Genomic DNA, 17,223 nt, shown 5'->3' on the forward strand with positions numbered 1-17,223 from the left:
GGGGCGGGGGCCACGGCCGGGGTCACTCCGCCTGTGCGCCCGACGTCGCGAGCGCCTTCAGCAGGCCCGTGAGCCGTGTCGTACGCGGCTTCGGCAGCACCTCGGCCACCGCGCGCGGCAGCGCCTGGTCGACGCCGTGCACCACGGACAGGTGCCGCTCGGCCCGCCCGAACGCCGTGTAGACCCAGTCCCGCGACAGCGCCTGCGCCGCGTCGCCCGGCAGGACGACGACGACCGCCGGCCAGCGCGTGCCGACGGCCTGGTGCGCCGTCACCGCCCAGCCGTGCCGAACCTGGGACTCCACGAGCTCCTTCGGTACGACGATCCGTGCGCCCGCGCGGTCCAGGTGCAGCCCCTGGGCGTCGGCCGACACCACCCGGGCCGCCAGCGCGCGCCCGGCGGACGGCACGTGGACCACCCGGTCGCCGGGGTCGAAGCCCCCGAACCGGCCGGGGCCGGGGTTCAGCCGCTCCTTGAGGGCGGCGTTCAGCGCCCGCGTCCCCGCGGAACCGCCGTGGCCCGGGGTGATCACCTGCACGCTGTCCGCCGCGATCCCGAAGGCCCGCGGCACCGACTCGGCCACCAGCTGCACGGCCCGGTGCACGGCCTCCCCGGCGTCCTGCACCGGGACGATGACGACCTCCTTGCCGGGGGCGTCCACCTGGTTCAGCTCGCCGATCCCGACCCCGGAGACGAGCTCGCCGAGCGGGCCCGGATCCGGGGTGCGGGAGACCACCTGGGGGCACGTACGGGCCGCCAGCACGTCGGCGAACACCCGTCCGGCCCCGGCGGACGCGAGCACTCCGGGATCGCCGGAGAGCACCAGACGGGCCCCGTCCGGCACGGACTCCACCAGCGCGGCCGCGGTCTCCACGTCCAGTTGCGGCGCGTCCAGCACCACGAGGAGGTCCAGCGCGAACTGCCCGTCCGCGTCCCGCCCCGGCCCCTCCGCCCCGGACAGCAGCCCCGCCACGGTCACCGAGTCCGGCCCGCCGGGCGCGTGCGCGGCCGGGCAGGCCCGCAGCCCCAGCTCCCGGGCCGCCGCGACCAGGGCGAACGCCTCCGCACGTGCGGCCTCGCCGCCGGTGTGGGCGACCAGGCCGTGGCCCGCGACCGTGCGGATCAGCTCGGCTGCGGACGGGCCCGGCGCGGCTCCGGCGGCCCGCTCCCAGTCCGCGGTGCCGTCGAAGGCGCCGGACGCGAGCCGCGCCAGGCCGTCGGCCAGGCTCTCCTCGGCCATCGCGGCACCCTCCAGGCCCACGAGGAGCCGTACGGGCTGCTCCTCGCCCTCCTCGACCGGCGGGCCGAGGGGCTCGTGGAAGACCAGCACCGAGCCTTCCGCGATGGCCTGTTCCAGTGCTCCGGCCGGATCCGGTACGCCGTACTGGGCCAGGGCCTTCTCCAGCACCGGTGCCTCCAGTGCGGTGTGCCCCTTGAGCCCTGCCTGGGCCAGCAGCCAGCCCACCAGGACGGTGGTGCGGCGCTCGTCCCCGGGACCGGCCTCGGCGCCCAGCAGGGACCGTGCGAAGCCGTCCGCCTGGGTCGGGCGCACGGCCGGGACCGACAGCAGCCGCCAGGGGTTCTCGGCGAGCTGCTCGGCGGCGCCGTCACCGAGCGCCGCCGCGGCCTGGCCGGCCAGGGACTCGGGGGCGCCACCGCGGGCCAGGACGGACCGTACGCCCTCGACCGCGTCGGCGGAGGGTGCCGCCGCGGCCACCGGCGCCGGGGCGGCACCCTCCGCCGACGCGGTCGACCTTCTGCGCGGCGAGCTCGGCCTGGGCCTCGGTGAGCGCGGGCGCCGCCGCGGCGCCGGCGGCCGGTTCGGCGGCTTCGGTGGCACCCTCGGCGTCGGCCTCGCCCTCGCCCTCGGCGTCAGTGGCGCCCTCGCCCTCGGTCCCTGCGGGGCGGCCGGGTTCTCCGCGGCAGCGGTATCGGCCTGAGGGTCCGTACTCACAGCGTGCTCCAGTCCTGATCGGGATAGCGGTGCACGGGCGCCGACACATCGTCCAACGCCCGGCAGATCTCCTCCGGAAGACTAAGGGCCTCCACCGACAGCGCCGCCGCGAGCTGCGCCGGCGTCCGGGCGCCGACGATCGGGGCGACCACCCCCGGCCGGTCCCGGATCCACGCGAGGGCCACCTCGAGCGGGGTCACGGCCAGACCCCGGGCCGCCGTCACCACCGCGTCCACGATCCGGCCGGCCGCCTCGTCGAGGTAGGGGTCCACGAAGGCGGCCAGGGATTCCGAGGCGCCCCGGGAGTCCGCCGGCACGCCGTCCCGGTACTTGCCCGTCAGCACCCCGCGCCCCAGCGGAGAGGAGGGCAGCAGGCCGATCCCGAGGTCCAGTGCGGCCGGCAGCACCTCCCGCTCCACGCCCCGCTGCAGCAGCGAGTACTCCATCTGGGTCGAGGCGATCCGGGTCCGCACGCCGGGCGCCGCGAGCTGCCAGGTCGCCGCCTTCGCCAGCTGCCAGCCGCAGTAGTTGGAAACCCCGGCGTACCGGGCCCGGCCGCTGCTCACCGCCAGGTCCAGCGCCTGCATGGTCTCCTCCAGCGGGGTCGCCGGATCGAAGGCGTGCACCTGCCAGAGGTCGACGTAGTCGGTGCCCAGCCGGTCCAAGGAGGCGTCCAGCGCGTCGAGCAGGTGCCCGCGCGAGCCGTCGAACCGCCGGTCCGGGTCCGGCACGCTGCCCGCCTTGGTCGCGATCACCAGGTCCCGGCGCGGGACGAGCCCGCCCACCAGCCGCCCGAGGAGGTACTCCGCCTCCCCGCCCCCGTACACGTCGGCCGTGTCGACGAGGGTGCCGCCCGCCTCCCAGAAGGTCTTCACCTGCTCGGCGGCGGCTTCCTCACCGGTGTCGCGGCCCCAGGTGAGGGTGCCGAGGCCGATCCGGGAAACGCGCAGTCCCGTGCGGCCGAGATGCCTCTGCTCCATGAGCGCTGAGACTACTGGGGCGCTGACGCGGAGCACCCTGGCGCGCTACAGTCCCCGCACACCAACGTTACTGATCGGTAAACCGGTAAGGGGACGACACATGCGGCTCGGCATCAATCTCGGTTACTGGGGCGCGGGCATGGACGCCGACAACCTCGCCGTCGCCCAGGAGGCCGACCGCCTGGGCTACGACGTCTGCTGGGCCGCCGAGGCCTACGGCTCCGACGCCCCGACCGTGCTCGCCTGGGTCGCCGCCCAGACCGAGCGCATCGACGTCGGCTCGGCGATCTTGCAGATCCCGGCCCGGCAGCCCGCGATGACCGCCATGACGGCGGCCACCCTCGACTCGCTCACCAAGGGCCGCTTCCGGCTCGGCCTCGGCGTCTCCGGCCCGCAGGTCTCCGAGGGCTGGTACGGCGTCAAGTTCGACAAGCCGCTCGCCCGCACCCGCGAGTACGTGGAGATCGTCCGCAAGGCCATGAGCCGCGAACGCCTCTCCTACGAGGGCGAGCACTGGACCCTGCCGCTGCCGGGCGGCCCCGGCAAGCCCCTCAAGCTGACCGTGCACCCCGAGCGCGAGCACATCCCGCTCTACATCGCGGCCATCGGTCCGAAGAACCTGGAGCAGACCGGCGAGATCGCCGACGGCGCCCTGCTGATCTTCCCGGCCGCCGAGCACCTGGAGGCGACCGCGCTCACCCACATCCGCGCGGGCCGCGAGAAGGCCGGGCTGACCATGGACGGCTTCGACGTCTGCCCGACCGTGCCGCTGGCCCTCGGCGAGGACGTGAACGCGCTCGCGGACATGTTCCGCCCCTACACCGCCCTGTACGTCGGCGGCATGGGCAGCCGGAAGCAGAACTTCTACAACCAGCTGGCCCAGCGCATGGGCTACGAGAAGGAGGCCGCCGAGATCCAGGACAAGTACCTGGACGGCGACAAGACCGGCGCGGCCGAGGCCGTCCCGCACTCGCTGATCGACTCGACCACGCTGCTCGGCCCGGTCGGCCGCATCGCGGACGGGATGCGGGCCTACGCGGAGGCCGGGGTCACCACCCTCACGCTCGCCCCGGCCGGATTCACCCTGGACGAGCGGATCGCCGCCCTGCGGGCCGGCACCGAGGCCATGGAGCTGGCTGGCCTCGCCTGACATCCGGCCGCCCGGCGCACCCGACCGACGGAGTCCGGCGCAGCCGCCCGAAGCCCGCGGAGCGGCGCGAGGCCGGCGTCAAGAGGAGTCTGCGGCCGTGGTGGGGGCTCGGGGGGTCTTCCCCGCCACGGCCGACACAGCGAACAACGCCCGGGATGCCCACAGGGTTACGCGCGGCGGCCCATCCCCTCGTTTCGTTCATTCGGACGAGTAGTGCGACCCATCGGTTGCCGGTCCCCGCGAGCGGCGTTTGACTCGGTTCATGCTCTCTGCCCGCAGCCTCTTCCAGGAGATCGTCGACAACGACGATTCCTTCCAGCTGTTCTGCTCCATCGCCGCGAGCGGGGAGTCCCAGGGCGGCTGGGAGAACGCCCGGATCGCGGCCCTGGTGCCGGACTCCATGCGCGACCTCGCGCCCAAGATCACTCGGCACGGCGCGGACGAGGACAAGCACGGCCGGATCTTCGACGCGCTGCTCCGCAAGCGCGGCCTGCCGCCGGTCCCCGTGCCGCCCGAGACCGACTACACGATGCTGCTGGAGCGCCGCGGGATCGGCCTCGCGCACGACAAACTGCGCCGGCAGGAGGCGCTGACCGAGGAGGACGTCGTCGTCTACCTCGCGCACAGCCGCGTCACCGAACAGCGTGCCGCCGACCAGATGGACATGCTGGTCAGCTACTTCGGCGACCACCCCGAGGTCGGCAAGGCCATCCACATGATCAGCGGCGACGAGGACAACCACCTCGCCTACTGCCACGAGGAGCTGCTGCGCCTGGCCCGCGCGGGCCACGGCCGTACCATCCAGCGGGTGCTCCGCGAGAGCGCGCTCGCCGAGATCGGCGTGTACCGGGACGTCAGCCTCGCCGTCATGGACCACATGGGGCGGCTGCTGCACTGGCCCGCCCCGAAGTCGGCCGCGCTCGCCGCCGGCATCCGCGCGATGTACGCGTACGAGCGGTTCAGCGGCTGGCACCGGATGGTGAAACTGCGGATGCCCCAGCGCCGCAACGCACTGGGCGGTGCGCCGACCGCCGAGTTCGCGTAGCCGCGCGGCTCCGCGCACTCCGTGGCTACAGCCAGCCCCGGCGCTTGAACATGCGGTGCAGGCCCAGACAGACGCCCACCATCACCGCCACCACCACCGGATAACCCCAGGACTGTCTGAGCTCCGGCATGTGATCGAAGTTCATCCCGTAGATCCCCGCCACCATCGTGGGGACGGCCGCCATCGCCGCCCAGGCCGAGATCTTGCGCATGTCGTCGTTCTGGCGCAGACCCATCTGTGCGAGGTGCGCGGCCAGCGCGTCCGACAACAGCCGGTCCAGGCCCTCGATGTATTCGCTCGCCTTGGTCAGGTGGTCGGCGACGTCGCGGAAGAAGGGCTGGGCGTGCTTGTGGACGAAAGGCACCTGCCCGAAGGCGAGCCGCTCCATCGGCTGGAGCAGCGGGGTCGTCGCCCGCCGGAACTCCAGCACCTGCCGCTTGAACCCGTAGATCCGGGCGGCGGTGTTCTTGGTGTCCGCGGGGTTCGGGGAGAAGACCTCGGCCTCCAGCTCCTCCAGGTCCGCCTGGAGCTCGGCCGCCACCTCGATGTAGTGGTCGACCACCGCGTCGGAGACCGCGTACAGGACCGCCGTCGGGCCGTGCCGCAGCACCTCCGGCTCCTGCTCCAGCCGGTGGCGCACGGCGGCCAGCGGGGCCCCCTCGCCGTGCCGGACCGTGACGACGAACGAATCGCCTATGAACACCATCAGCTCGCCCGCGGTCACGGAGTCCGTGCTCTCGTCGTACAGCACCGGCTTGAGGACGACGAACAGCGAATCGTCGTACACCTCCAGCTTCGGCCGCTGATGCGCGGTCAGCGCGTCCTCCACCGCCAGCTTGTGCAGACCGAACTCGCGGCTGACGTGGTCGAACTCCTCCGCCGTCGGCTCGTACATGCCGATCCAGAGGAAGGCGTCACCGGTCGCCCGCGCCTCGTCGAGGGCATCCGAGAAGTCCTCGGGTCCCTCGGTACGGCGCCCGTCCCGGTAAATCGCGCAGTCGACAATCACGCCGGGCATTCTTCCCTGCCCGCGGCCCGCCCGCACACCAGCGGCACGGCATACGCTGGCACCCATGGCCACGCTGATCCTCGTACGACACGGGCGGTCCACCGCCAACACCGCAGGGCTGCTCGCCGGATGGACGCCGGGAGTCGGCCTCGACGAGCGCGGCGCCGAGCAGGCCGCAGCCCTGCCCGGAAGGCTGGCGGGAGTGCCGCTCGCCGCCGCGGTCACCAGCCCGCTGCAACGCTGCCGGGAGACCCTCGCCCCCCTCCTGGCCGCCAGGCCGGAGCTGGAAGTGCACACCGACGAGCGGATCGGCGAGTGCCACTACGGCGACTGGTCCGGCCGCAAACTCTCCGAGCTCGCCGAAGAACCGCTGATGAAGATCGTCCAGCAGCACCCCTCGGCGGCCGCCTTCCCCGGCGGCGAGTCCATGCGCGCCATGCAGGCCCGCGCCGTGGACGCCGTACGGGAGTGGAACGCGCGGGTCGAGGAGGAACACGGGAACGACGCCGTCTTCCTGATGTGCTCCCACGGCGACATCATCAAGTCCCTTGTCGCGGACGCCCTCGGGATGCACCTGGACCTCTTCCAGCGCATCCACGTCGACCCCTGCTCGGTGACCGCGATCCGGTACACGCCGACCCGGCCGTTCGTGTTCCGGCTGGGCGACACCGGGGACTTCGGCCCGCTCGTACGGCGTCCGGCCGAGTCGGAGCCCGTCGCATCGGACAAAGACGCCGAAGACGCGGGGAACGCGGTCGTGGGAGGCGGCGCGGGCGCGGCGTGATCGCACGGCGCAGTAGGGTGGACGGGCCCGCACAGGGCGCAGACCTGCCCTGCCGCCGAGACTTGGAGACTGGACGTGCCCCGTCAGGTGTTCCTCTACGACCCCCCGGACCGCTTCGTGGCCGGCACGGTCGGTCTGCCGGGACGCCGTACGTTCTTCCTGCAGGCCTCCTCCGGCCCCCGCGTCACCAGCGTCTCCCTGGAGAAGACCCAGGTCGCGGCGCTCGCCGAGCGGATGGACGAGCTGCTGGACGAGGTCGTGCGGCGGACCGGCGGCAACGCCCCGGTGCCGGCCGTCGCCCCCGCCGAGGCCGCCGACACCGCACCCCTCGACGTACCCGTCGAGGAGGAGTTCCGCGTCGGCACCATGGCCCTGGCCTGGGACGGCGAGGAGCAGCGGATGATCGTCGAGGCCCAGGCCCTGGTGGAACTCGACGCCGACTCCGACGAAGACCTCGCCGAGGCCGAGGAGCGGCTGCTCCAGGACGAGGAGAACGGCCCGCCGATGCTGCGGGTCCGCCTCACCGGCGCCCAGGCCCGGGCGTTCGCCAAGCGGGCCCTGGACGTGGTCAACGCCGGCCGCCCGCCGTGCCCGCTGTGCAGTCTGCCGCTGGACCCGGAGGGACACGTGTGCCCGCGCCAGAACGGCTACCGGCGCCAGGGGTGACCGGCACGGGGGAGATCGAGGAACTGCTCGCCAAGGGCGAGCTGACCGTCGTCGGCCGGATCCGCGAGGCGTCCAACGCCGTCCTGCTGTGCACCGTCACGCACGGGGGCGTGAGCGCCGACTGCGTGTACAAGCCCGTCAAGGGCGAGCGGCCGCTGTGGGACTTCCCCGACGGGAGCCTCGCCCAGCGCGAGGTCGCCGCCTACCTGGTCTCCGAGGCCACCGGATGGGGCCTGGTGCCCGCCACCGTGCTGCGTGACGGACCGTACGGCGAGGGCATGGTCCAGCGGTGGATCGAATCCGCGGGACCGGAAGGGGAATCCCCCGCCGGCGGGCTCCTCGCACTCGTCGACGGCGAGGAGGCGGGGGACGGCTGGAAGCCCGTCGCCTTCGCCGAGGTGGGGGAGGGCCGCACCGCGCTGCTCGTCCACGCCGACGACCCGCGGCTGCGCCGGCTCTCCGTACTCGACGCCGTGATCAACAACGGCGACCGCAAGGGCGGCCACCTGCTGCCCGCACCCGACGGCCGCCTCTACGGCATCGACCACGGCGTGACCTTCCACGCCGAGGACAAGCTGCGCACCCTGCTGTGGGGCTGGGCGGGGGAGCCGCTGACCGACGAGGCGCGCGAGGTGCTGGCCGGGCTGGCCGCCGAGCTGACCGAGGGAGCCCCGCTCGCCACCCGGCTGGCCGAACTGATCACCGCCGTCGAGCTGGACGCCGTACGGGAACGGGTGGCGCACCTGCTGCGCACCGGAACCCACCCGCAGCCGTCCGGGCAGTGGCCGTCGATCCCCTGGCCACCGGTCTGAACCGGCCATCCGCCAAACGCACAGATTCGGCCAGACCGCAAGAGTGCCGATCAAGACAACAGTGCAGGTCCGGTTCGTTTCCGGAACATCCGTCCGGTTAGGCTCGAGACATGCATGCCTGGCCCGCTTCTGAGGTCCCCGCCCTTCCTGGCAAGGGCCGCGACCTCCAGATCCACGACACCGCGACCCAGGGGACGATCACCCTCGCCCCCGGTCCCGTCGCCCGTATCTACGTCTGCGGCATCACCCCGTACGACGCGACCCACATCGGTCACGCGGCGACCTACAACGCGTTCGACCTCGTGCAGCGCGTGTGGCTCGACACCAAGCGGCAGGTCCACTACGTCCAGAACGTCACGGACGTCGACGACCCGCTCCTGGAGCGGGCGCTGCGCGACGGCCACGACTGGACCGAGCTGGCCGAGCGCGAGACCGCACTCTTCCGCGAGGACATGACCGCCCTGCGGATGCTGCCGCCGCAGCACTACATCGGAGCCGTCGAGGCCATACCCGGCATCGTGCCGCTGGTCGAGCGGCTGCGGGACGCGGGCGCGGCGTACGAGCTCGACGGCGACGTCTACTTCTCGGTCGAGTCCGACGCGCACTTCGGCGGAGTTTCGAACCTCGACGCCGAGGCGAGGCGGCTGCTCTCGGCGGAGCGGGGCGGTGACCCCGACCGGCCGGGGAAGAAGAACCCGCTGGACCCGATGCTGTGGATGACCGCGCGTCCGGGCGAGCCGAGCTGGGACGGCGGCTCGCTGGGCCGCGGCCGGCCGGGCTGGCACATCGAGTGCGTCGCCATCGCCCTGGACCACCTGGGCATGGGCTTCGACATCCAGGGCGGCGGCTCCGACCTGGCCTTCCCGCACCACGAGATGGGCGCGTCGCACGCGCAGGTGCTGACGGGCGAGTTCCCGATGGCCAAGGCGTACGTGCACGCGGGCATGGTCGCCCTGCACGGCGAGAAGATGTCCAAGTCGAAGGGCAACCTCGTCTTCGTCTCCGCGCTGCGGCGCGCCGGGGTCGACCCCGCGGCCATCCGTCTGGCCCTGCTGTCGCACCACTACCGGGCCGACTGGGAGTGGACCGACGACGTCCTCGCCGAGGCCGTGGCCCGGCTGGAGCGCTGGCGCGCGGCGGTGTCCCGGCCGGACGGCATCGCGGCGGACGCGGTGCTCGAGGAGGTCCGCGAGGCCCTGGCGAACGACCTGGACGCCCCTGCGGCACTCGCCGCGGTGGACCGCTGGGTGGAGCTCCAGAACGCCACCGACGGCGACGACGAGTCGGCCCCCGGCCTGGTCTCCCGCACGGTGGACGCCCTGCTCGGCGTGGCCCTGTAGCCACGAGGCCGCCCTGCCGATGCCCCTGGCCCCCGGCCGGGGGCATCGCCCTTTCCTGGGGCTCCGCCCCAGACCCCGCGCCTCAAACGCCGGCGAGGCTGGAGAGTGCGGCGAGGCTGAAGGATTGGGGCTCGGCCCCGGACCCCGCGCCTGGGCTGGGTTTTCAGGCGGGGCCGGGTGGCGTTTTCAGCCCGTCCGGCGTTTGAGGGCCGGGTCCGGGCAGAGCCCGGGGAACGGAGGAAGGGCGGGTAGGGGACGGCCCCGCGCAGCGGCAGCCCCCCGCACCCGCCCACCTGCGGGTTATGCGTCCGGAGTGTCGTCCCCGTCGGGGGACGTGGCGGTCGGCGGCTCCGGTTCCTCCCCGGAGGGGTCCGGCTTGCGCTTCGGGGAGCGGGGGAGCCCCCCCGAGGTGTCGCGGAGGTACGATCCGTCGCCCGGCTCGGCCGACGGCGCCGCCGGGTCACGCCGGCGCAGGTAGCGCTCGAACTCCCGGGCGATGGCGTCGCCCGACGCCTCCGGCAGGTCGGCCGTGTCCCGAGCCTCCTCCAGCGTCTGGACGTACTCCGCCACCTCGCTGTCCTCCGCGGCCAGTTGGTCCACGCCCAACTGCCACGCCCGCGCGTCCTCCGGCAGCTCGCCCAGCGGGATCCGGATGTCGATCAGATCCTCCAGCCGGTTCAGCAGCGCCAGCGTCGCCTTCGGGTTCGGCGGCTGCGACACGTAGTGCGGCACCGCCGCCCACAGCGACACCGCCGGCACGCCCGCGTGCGTACAGGCCTCCTGGAGGATGCCCACGATGCCCGTCGGGCCTTCGTACTTGGTCTCCTCCAGGTCCATCGTCCGCGCCAGGTCCGCGTCCGAGGTGACCCCGCTCACCGGCACCGGCCGGGTGTGCGGCGTGTCCCCGAGCAGCGCTCCCAGGATGACCACCATCTCCACGCCCAGTTCGTGGGCGAAGCCGAGGATCTCGTTGCAGAACGACCGCCACCGCATGGACGGTTCGATCCCCCGGACCAGCACCAGGTCGCGCGGCTTGGCCCCGCCGATCCGGACCACCGAGAGCCGTGTCGTCGGCCACGTGATCTTCCGTACCCCGTTGTCCAGCCACACCGTCGGCCGGTTGACCTGGAAGTCGTAGTAGTCCTCGGCGTCCAGAGCCGCGAAGACCTCGCCCTTCCACTCCCGGTCCAGGTGTGCGACCGCACCGGAGGCCGCGTCACCCGCGTCGTTCCAGCCCTCGAACGCGGCCACCATGACCGGGTCGATCAGCTCGGGCACGCCCTCAAGCTCGATCACCCAGGTCTCCTTCCGAAGTTCCCTTGCGTACGTGGGTCAGCCTAAGCCTTGATACGACGCCAGCCACAGCCCACGACAGAGGGGCGGTTCCCCTCGGAACCGCCCCTCTTCCCCACCTGCGTGAGAGCTATGCCTTGTGGCCCAGCATCTCCTCGACGCGGGCCCGTACGGCCTCGTCGTCCAGGCCGCGGATCGTCACCGTCGTACGGCGGCGCAGCACGTCGTCGACCGTCTCGGCCCACTCGTTGTCACGGGCGTAGGCGACCTGCGCCCAGATCTCCGGACCGTCCGGGTGGATGCGCTCGGCCAGCGCCGGGTCCTCGTTCGCGAGGCGCGCGATGTCGAACGCCAGCGACCCGTAGTGCGAGGCGAGGTGGCGGGCGGTCAGCGGGTCCATCCGGGTCCCGGGCTCACGGTCCACCAGCAGCCGGTGCGCGACCGCGTTCGGGTTGGCGACACCGGGCAGCGCGATCCGGCGCACGAGGGACTTCACCGGCTCCATGTCCTCGGTCAGCGGGCTGCCCGGGAGCTTCGCCAGCTTGTCCATGACCACGCGGCCGATGTGGCGGTACGTCGTCCACTTGCCGCCGGCCACCGACAGCATGCCGCCGGCGCCCTCGGAGACGACCGTCTCGCGCTTCGCCTTCTCCACACCGCCGGGGCCGCCGGGCAGCACCCGCAGGCCCGCGAAGGCGTACGTCATCAGCGAGCGGTCGAGGTCCGCGTCCTTCACGGAGAAGGCCGCCTCGTCCAGGATCTGGGCGATGTCGGACTCGGTGGCGCGCACGTCCCCCGGGTCGCCCTCGTACACCTCGTCGGTGGTGCCGAGCAGCAGCTGGTCCTCCCACGGGAGGGCGAAGGTGATGCGGTACTTGTCGATCGGGGTGGCCATGGCGGCCTTCCACGGCGACTTGCGCTTCATGACGATGTGCGCGCCCTTGGAAAGGCGGATCGACGGCATCGAGTGCTTGTCTTCCATGCGCCGCAGGTGGTCGACCCACGGGCCGGTGGCGTTGAGCACGACGCGCGCGTCGACCCCGAACTCGGTGCCGTCGAGACGGTCCCTGAGCTCGGCACCGGTGACCCTGCCCCGCGTCTTGCGCAGACCGGTGACCTCGGCGTGGTTGAGGACGACGGCGCCCGACTCGACGGCCGCGCGGACCGTCATGACGGCCACGCGGGAGTCGTTCATCTGGTGGTCGTAGTAGACCGCGACGGCCTTGAGGTTGTCCGTCTTCAGGCCGGGGTTGTCGGCGGCGGCACGGGCCGGCGATATGACCTTGCCCATGCCGTCGCCGAAGGCCGAGAGGGCGGAGTAGGCGAAGACGCCCGCGCCCAGCTTGGCCGCACCGACCGGTCCGCCCTTGTAGACCGGCAGGTAGAAGGTGAGCGGGTTGACCAGGTGCGGGGCCACGTCCTTGGCCAGCACGCGCCGCTCGTGGTGGTTCTCCGCGACCAGCTTGACCGCGCCGGTCTGCAGGTAGCGCAGACCCCCGTGGACGAGCTTGGAGGAGGCCGAGGAGGTGGCGCCGGCGAAGTCGCCGGCGTCCACCATGGCAACCCGCAGACCCGACTGCGCGGCGTGCCAGGCCACCGAGGTGCCCAGGATTCCACCGCCGATGACCAGCAGGTCGTACGTGGCCTTCGCCAGCTGCTCACGGGTCTCGGCGCGGCTCGCGTTCGAACCGGCGGTCGGGTGCGTACCCAGGGCGGGAACGCTCTGCAGGCTGCTCATATCTCTTTAGCTCCTCGTCGATTCGTCAGCCGAGTGCGGTCAGCTGGCGTCTTCGTCGTCGACCCAGCCCATGGACCGCTCAACGGCCTTGAGCCAGCTCTTGTACTCGCGGTCCCGCTGCTCGGCGGGCATCCGCGGGGTCCACTCCGCCGCGCGGCGCCAGTTGGCGCGCAGGGCGTCGGTGTCGGGCCAGAAGCCGACGGCCAGGCCGGCGGCGTAGGCGGCGCCGAGGCAGGTGGTCTCGGCGACCATCGGGCGCACCACCGGGGCGTCCAGGAAGTCCGAGAGCGTCTGCATCAGCAGGTTGTTGGAGGTCATGCCGCCGTCGACCTTGAGGGCCGTGAGCTCGACGCCCGAGTCCTTGGTCATGGCGTCGGTGATCTCGCGGGTCTGCCAGGCGGTGGCCTCCAGGACGGCACGGGCGATGTGCGCCTTGGTGACGTACCGGGTGAGGCCGGCGATCACACCGCGGGCGTCGGAGCGCCAGTACGGGGCGAACAGACCGGAGAAGGCCGGCACGAAGTAGGCGCCGCCGTTGTCCTCGACCGAGGAGGCCAGGGTCTCGATCTCGGCCGCGGACTTGATCAGGCCCATCTGGTCGCGCATCCACTGGACGAGCGAGCCGGTGACGGCGATGGAGCCCTCCAGCGCGTAGACCGGCTTCTGGTCGCCGATCTGGTAGCCGACCGTGGTCAGCAGGCCGCTGTAGGAGTTGATGATCTTGTCGCCGGTGTTCATCAGCATGAACGTGCCGGTGCCGTACGTGGACTTGGCCTCGCCCTCGGCGAAACAGGTCTGGCCGAAGAGGGCGGCCTGCTGGTCACCGAGCGCCGAGGCGACCGGGACACCGGCGAGGACGCCGTCCTTGACGTGACCGTAGACCTCGGCGGAGGACTTGATCTCGGGGAGGACGTTGAGCGGGACGCCCATCGACTCCGCGATCTTCTCGTCCCAGGCCAGCGTGTGCAGGTTCATCAGCATGGTGCGCGAGGCGTTGGTGACGTCGGTGACGTGCACGCCGCCCTGGGCGCCACCCGTGAGGTTCCAGATGACCCACGAGTCCATGGTGCCGAAGAGGATGTCGCCGGCTTCGGCGCGCTCGCGCAGGCCCTCGACGTTGTCGAGCAGCCAGCGGACCTTCGGGCCGGCGAAGTAGCTCGCCAGCGGCAGGCCGGTCTCGCGGCGGAAGCGGTCCTGGCCGACGTTGCGGCCGAGCTCCTTGCACAGGGCGTCGGTGCGGGTGTCCTGCCAGACCAGCGCGTTGTGCACGGGCTCGCCGGTGTGGCGGTCCCACAGGAGGGTGGTCTCGCGCTGGTTGGTGATGCCGACGGCCTTGACGTCGGCGGCGGTGATCTCGGCCTTCGCGATGGCGCCGGCGACGACCTCCTGGACGTTGGTCCAGATCTCGGAGGCGTCGTGCTCGACCCAGCCCGGCTTCGGGAAGATCTGCTCGTGCTCCTTCTGGTCGACGGCGACGATGCGGCCGTCACGGTCGAAGACGATGCAGCGGGAGGAGGTGGTGCCCTGGTCGATCGCGGCGATGAAGGGGCCGGTGCTGCTGGTCATGTGGCTGCTCCTGGCAGGTCTGGTGAGTAGGCGGAATCAGGAGGGCGGTGCGGATCTTACGAACGCGGCCGTGCTGATCAGGCGAACGCGATGTTGTAGAGACCACCGGCGAGGACGGCACCGACGAGCGGGCCGACCACCGGGATCCAGGAGTATCCCCAGTCGGAGCCGCCCTTGTTGGGCAGCGGGAGCAGGGCGTGCACGATGCGCGGACCGAGGTCGCGCACCGGGTTGATGGCGTAGCCGGTCGGGCCACCCAGCGAGAGGCCGATGCCGACGACCACGAACGAGGTGATCAGGACGCCGATGACACCGAGGCCCTTGCCGTCGTCCTGGAGGCCCTGGGTCAGGATCGCCAGGATCAGTACGGCGGTGCCGATGATCTCGGTCGCGAGGTTCTGGACGACATTACGGATCTCGGGGCCCGTGGAGAAGATGCCGAGCACGGGACCGGCCACATCGTGCGGGTGCGGGTCCTCGGGACCGAGCTTGGCGTCGCGGATGTGCTCCGGGTCCGCCAGGTGCACGCGGAACTGGCCGTAGTAGGTGATCCACATCAGAACCGCGCCCAGCATCGCGCCGAGCAGCTGGCCGGCGAAGTAGACCGGGGTGTCGCCCCATTCGCCGCTCTTGACGGCGAGGCCGACGGTGACCGCCGGGTTGAGGTGCGCACCCGAGAGCGGCGCGGAGACGTAGGCGGCGATCAGTACGGCGAATCCCCAGCCGAACGTGATGGCGAGCCAGCCCGCATTGCGGGCCTTGGAGCTCTTGAGCGTCACTGCGGCGCAGACGCCACCGCCGAGCAGTGTGAGCAGGGCGGTACCGATGGTCTCGCCGATGAAGATGTCGGAGCTGGACACCCGCGACTCCTTACGTACGTCCAGGGGTGGGCGGACACCGGGTCCCTCCGGTGGTTCCGCGCACTCGGTGAGTGCTGCACCGGTCCTTGGCCTTGTCGCATCCTAGCGCGTATTGCCGTCAGGTGTTCGACAATGCCGACCGGTGAACGGCAGTTTTCCGCCCCAGTGAAGAATGCGTCAAGAGGTCGCCAGGCCAAGGTGTCGGATCGTTACCACTAGGTACGATCGCCCAAATCCAGCCATCCTGCGGTCGAAATATGGCCAAAAGTAGCCAGAAAGCAGCCAGATGGCGGCTCTGGGGTGCTAAAGCAAGGTCAGAACCGGCCCGCGCCGAGGTCGCGTGAAACCGACCGCGCACAGTCCCGCACGGATGCCACGAGCGCCGCACGGGGCTCCCCGGACTCCCCGCAGACCCGCTCCACGGCACCCGCCACCGCCACCGCGCCGACCGGCATCCGGCGCCGGTCGTGGATCGGCGCCGCCACCGAGGCGATGCCCTCCCAGGTCTCCTCGACGTCGGCGGCCCAACCGCGCGCCCGGGTCAGGTCCAGGACCTCCTCGAAACCCGCGGCGTCCGTGACCGTACGGGGGGTGAACGCCTCGCGTTCCACCTCCAGCGCCTGGGTGTGCGCGACCGGGTCGTACGCGGACAGCACCTTGCCCAGCGCGGTCGAGTGCAGCGGCTGCATGGCCCCGACCTCCAGCACCTGACGACTGTCGTCGGGCCGGAAGACGTGGTGCATGATCAGCACCCCGCTCTTGTGCAGCACGCCCACGTACGTGCTCTCACCGCTCGCCCGGGCCAGGTCGTCCGTCCACACCAGGGCGCGGGCGCGCAGCTCGTGCACGTCGAGATAGCTGTTGCCCAGGCGCAGCAGCTCCGCGCCCAGCTGGTAGCGGCCGGAGGCGGGGTCCTGCTCCACGAAGCCCTCGGCCTGCAGGGTGCGCAGGATGCCGTGGGCCGTCCCCTTGGCCAGACCCAGCGAGGAGGCCACGTCGGAGAGCCCCAGCCGGCGCTCGCCGCCCGCCAGGAGCCGCAGCATCGCAGCGGCTCGTTCGAGCGACTGGATGTTCCGTGCCATCGCGCAGCCTCCTGCTGACCTTGCTGTCATTACTGACATCTTGAAGTGGTTCGACAATGCTGAACAGTATCGGCCGATGTCGACCTCTCGCAGCGAGGGGGAACCGTTCGACGTACCGTCGCCGGGACACCCTTGGCAACCCCTGCCACAGAATGCAGTCCGCCACGTGGGACACCCGCACCGGGGCCGGTGCCTCGCGGTTACGCTGGCGACGTGCACCCCTGACACAGAAGGGGTGCAAAGCCGACAGCCGTCGCATTCCAGGGAGCACAACCATGGCTTCGTTGCCCAACCTGCCCGCTGACACCCAGACCCGGGCCGATGCCCTCCGAGAGGCGCTCGCGACCCGCGTGGTCGTCGCCGACGGAGCCATGGGAACGATGCTCCAAGCGCAGGACCCAACGATGGAGGACTTCCAGCAGCTCGAAGGCTGCAACGAGGTCCTCAACATCACCCGCCCCGACATCGTGCGGTCGGTGCACGAGGCGTACTTCGCGGCGGGTGTGGACTGCGTCGAGACGAACACCTTCGGTGCGAACTTCGCCGCGCTCGCCGAGTACGACATCGCCGAGCGCAACTTCGAGCTCTCGGAATCCGGCGCCCGCATCGCCCGCGAGGTCGCCGACGAGTTCACCGCCTCCACCGGACAGCAGCGCTGGGTGCTCGGCTCCATGGGCCCCGGCACCAAGCTGCCCACCCTGGGCCACATCACCTACGCGAAGATCCGCGACGCCTACCAGATCAACGCCGAGGGCCTGATCACCGGCGGCGCCGACGCGCTGCTGGTGGAGACCACCCAGGACCTCCTGCAGACCAAGTCCTCCATCATCGGCGCCCGCCGCGCCATGGAGGCCCTCGGCGTCACCGTTCCGCTGATCTGCTCGGTGACGGTGGAGACGACGGGCACGATGCTGTTGGGCTCCGAGATCGGTGCGGCGCTGACG

Annotated in this window: 15 protein-coding genes; 7 read left to right on the plus strand and 8 right to left on the minus strand. The window is 71.9% G+C overall.

Annotation, left to right across the window (positions count from 1 at the left end):
• Nucleotides 1–22: 22 nt before the first annotated feature.
• Entirely contained in the window at nt 23–1,717 is a 1,695-nt protein-coding gene (locus tag PV721_RS13095; protein ID WP_416371087.1) for an ATP-binding domain-containing protein, read from the minus strand.
• A 233-nt stretch (nt 1,718–1,950) separates the two neighbouring features.
• Nucleotides 1,951–2,934, minus strand: coding sequence for an aldo/keto reductase (locus PV721_RS13100; protein ID WP_319723560.1), 984 nt, complete (start codon nt 2,932–2,934; stop codon nt 1,951–1,953).
• A 100-nt stretch (nt 2,935–3,034) separates the two neighbouring features.
• Here PV721_RS13100 and PV721_RS13105 point away from each other — a divergent pair, with 100 nt between their 5' ends.
• Complete coding sequence (locus tag PV721_RS13105) at nt 3,035–4,084, plus strand: LLM class F420-dependent oxidoreductase (protein ID WP_319723562.1); 1,050 nt, start codon at nt 3,035–3,037, stop codon at nt 4,082–4,084.
• A gap of 262 nt (nt 4,085–4,346) precedes the next feature.
• On the plus strand, nt 4,347–5,129 hold the full coding sequence (locus PV721_RS13110) for a ferritin-like domain-containing protein (protein ID WP_319723564.1): 783 nt from the start codon (nt 4,347–4,349) through the stop codon (nt 5,127–5,129).
• A 25-nt stretch (nt 5,130–5,154) separates the two neighbouring features.
• Here the strand turns inward: PV721_RS13110 and corA are convergent, their stop codons facing one another.
• A complete protein-coding gene (gene corA / locus PV721_RS13115; RefSeq protein WP_319723566.1) occupies nt 5,155–6,147 on the minus strand; it encodes a magnesium/cobalt transporter CorA in 993 nt (330 codons plus the stop codon).
• 55 nt (nt 6,148–6,202) lie between these two features.
• On the opposite strand from corA, the gene PV721_RS13120 reads away from it, so the two are divergent.
• From PV721_RS13120 to mshC, 4 genes are all read left to right on the plus strand, one after another.
• Nucleotides 6,203–6,922: a histidine phosphatase family protein gene (locus PV721_RS13120; RefSeq protein WP_319723568.1), complete on the plus strand. Its 720-nt coding sequence runs from the start codon at nt 6,203–6,205 to the stop codon at nt 6,920–6,922.
• A 75-nt stretch (nt 6,923–6,997) separates the two neighbouring features.
• Entirely contained in the window at nt 6,998–7,588 is a 591-nt protein-coding gene (locus PV721_RS13125; protein WP_319723570.1) for a DUF3090 domain-containing protein, read from the plus strand.
• Nucleotides 7,552–8,400, plus strand: a complete 849-nt coding sequence (locus tag PV721_RS13130) for an SCO1664 family protein (protein WP_319723572.1) — start codon at nt 7,552–7,554, stop codon at nt 8,398–8,400. Before PV721_RS13125 ends, PV721_RS13130 begins: the two co-directional genes overlap by 37 nt.
• A 110-nt stretch (nt 8,401–8,510) precedes the next feature.
• Nucleotides 8,511–9,740 carry a cysteine--1-D-myo-inosityl 2-amino-2-deoxy-alpha-D-glucopyranoside ligase gene (gene mshC / locus PV721_RS13135; RefSeq protein ID WP_319723574.1) on the plus strand — a complete coding sequence of 410 codons (1,230 nt, stop codon included), beginning with the start codon at nt 8,511–8,513 and terminating at the stop codon, nt 9,738–9,740.
• A 300-nt stretch (nt 9,741–10,040) separates the two neighbouring features.
• On the opposite strand, the gene PV721_RS13140 is transcribed toward mshC, so the two are convergent.
• The 5 genes from PV721_RS13140 to PV721_RS13160 form a co-directional block, all read right to left on the minus strand.
• Complete coding sequence (locus PV721_RS13140) at nt 10,041–11,036, minus strand: PAC2 family protein (protein ID WP_319723576.1); 996 nt, start codon at nt 11,034–11,036, stop codon at nt 10,041–10,043.
• A gap of 127 nt (nt 11,037–11,163) precedes the next feature.
• Entirely contained in the window at nt 11,164–12,771 is a 1,608-nt protein-coding gene (locus PV721_RS13145) for a glycerol-3-phosphate dehydrogenase/oxidase (protein ID WP_319723577.1), read from the minus strand.
• Nucleotides 12,772–12,810: 39 nt separating this feature from the next.
• Nucleotides 12,811–14,337, minus strand: a complete 1,527-nt coding sequence (gene glpK / locus PV721_RS13150; protein WP_319723578.1) for a glycerol kinase GlpK — start codon at nt 14,335–14,337, stop codon at nt 12,811–12,813.
• Nucleotides 14,338–14,414: 77 nt separating this feature from the next.
• Complete coding sequence (locus PV721_RS13155) at nt 14,415–15,197, minus strand: MIP/aquaporin family protein (protein WP_319723580.1); 783 nt, start codon at nt 15,195–15,197, stop codon at nt 14,415–14,417.
• Nucleotides 15,198–15,511: 314 nt separating this feature from the next.
• Nucleotides 15,512–16,279: an IclR family transcriptional regulator gene (locus PV721_RS13160; protein ID WP_319723582.1), complete on the minus strand. Its 768-nt coding sequence runs from the start codon at nt 16,277–16,279 to the stop codon at nt 15,512–15,514.
• Nucleotides 16,280–16,554: 275 nt separating this feature from the next.
• On the opposite strand from PV721_RS13160, the gene PV721_RS13165 reads away from it, so the two are divergent.
• A partial coding sequence (locus PV721_RS13165; protein WP_319723583.1) for a homocysteine S-methyltransferase family protein occupies nt 16,555–17,223 on the plus strand: 669 nt, incomplete at its 3' end.

It is taken from the genome of Streptomyces sp. MB09-01, from assembly GCF_033794505.1.
In the GTDB taxonomy this organism is placed as follows: domain Bacteria; phylum Actinomycetota; class Actinomycetes; order Streptomycetales; family Streptomycetaceae; genus Streptomyces.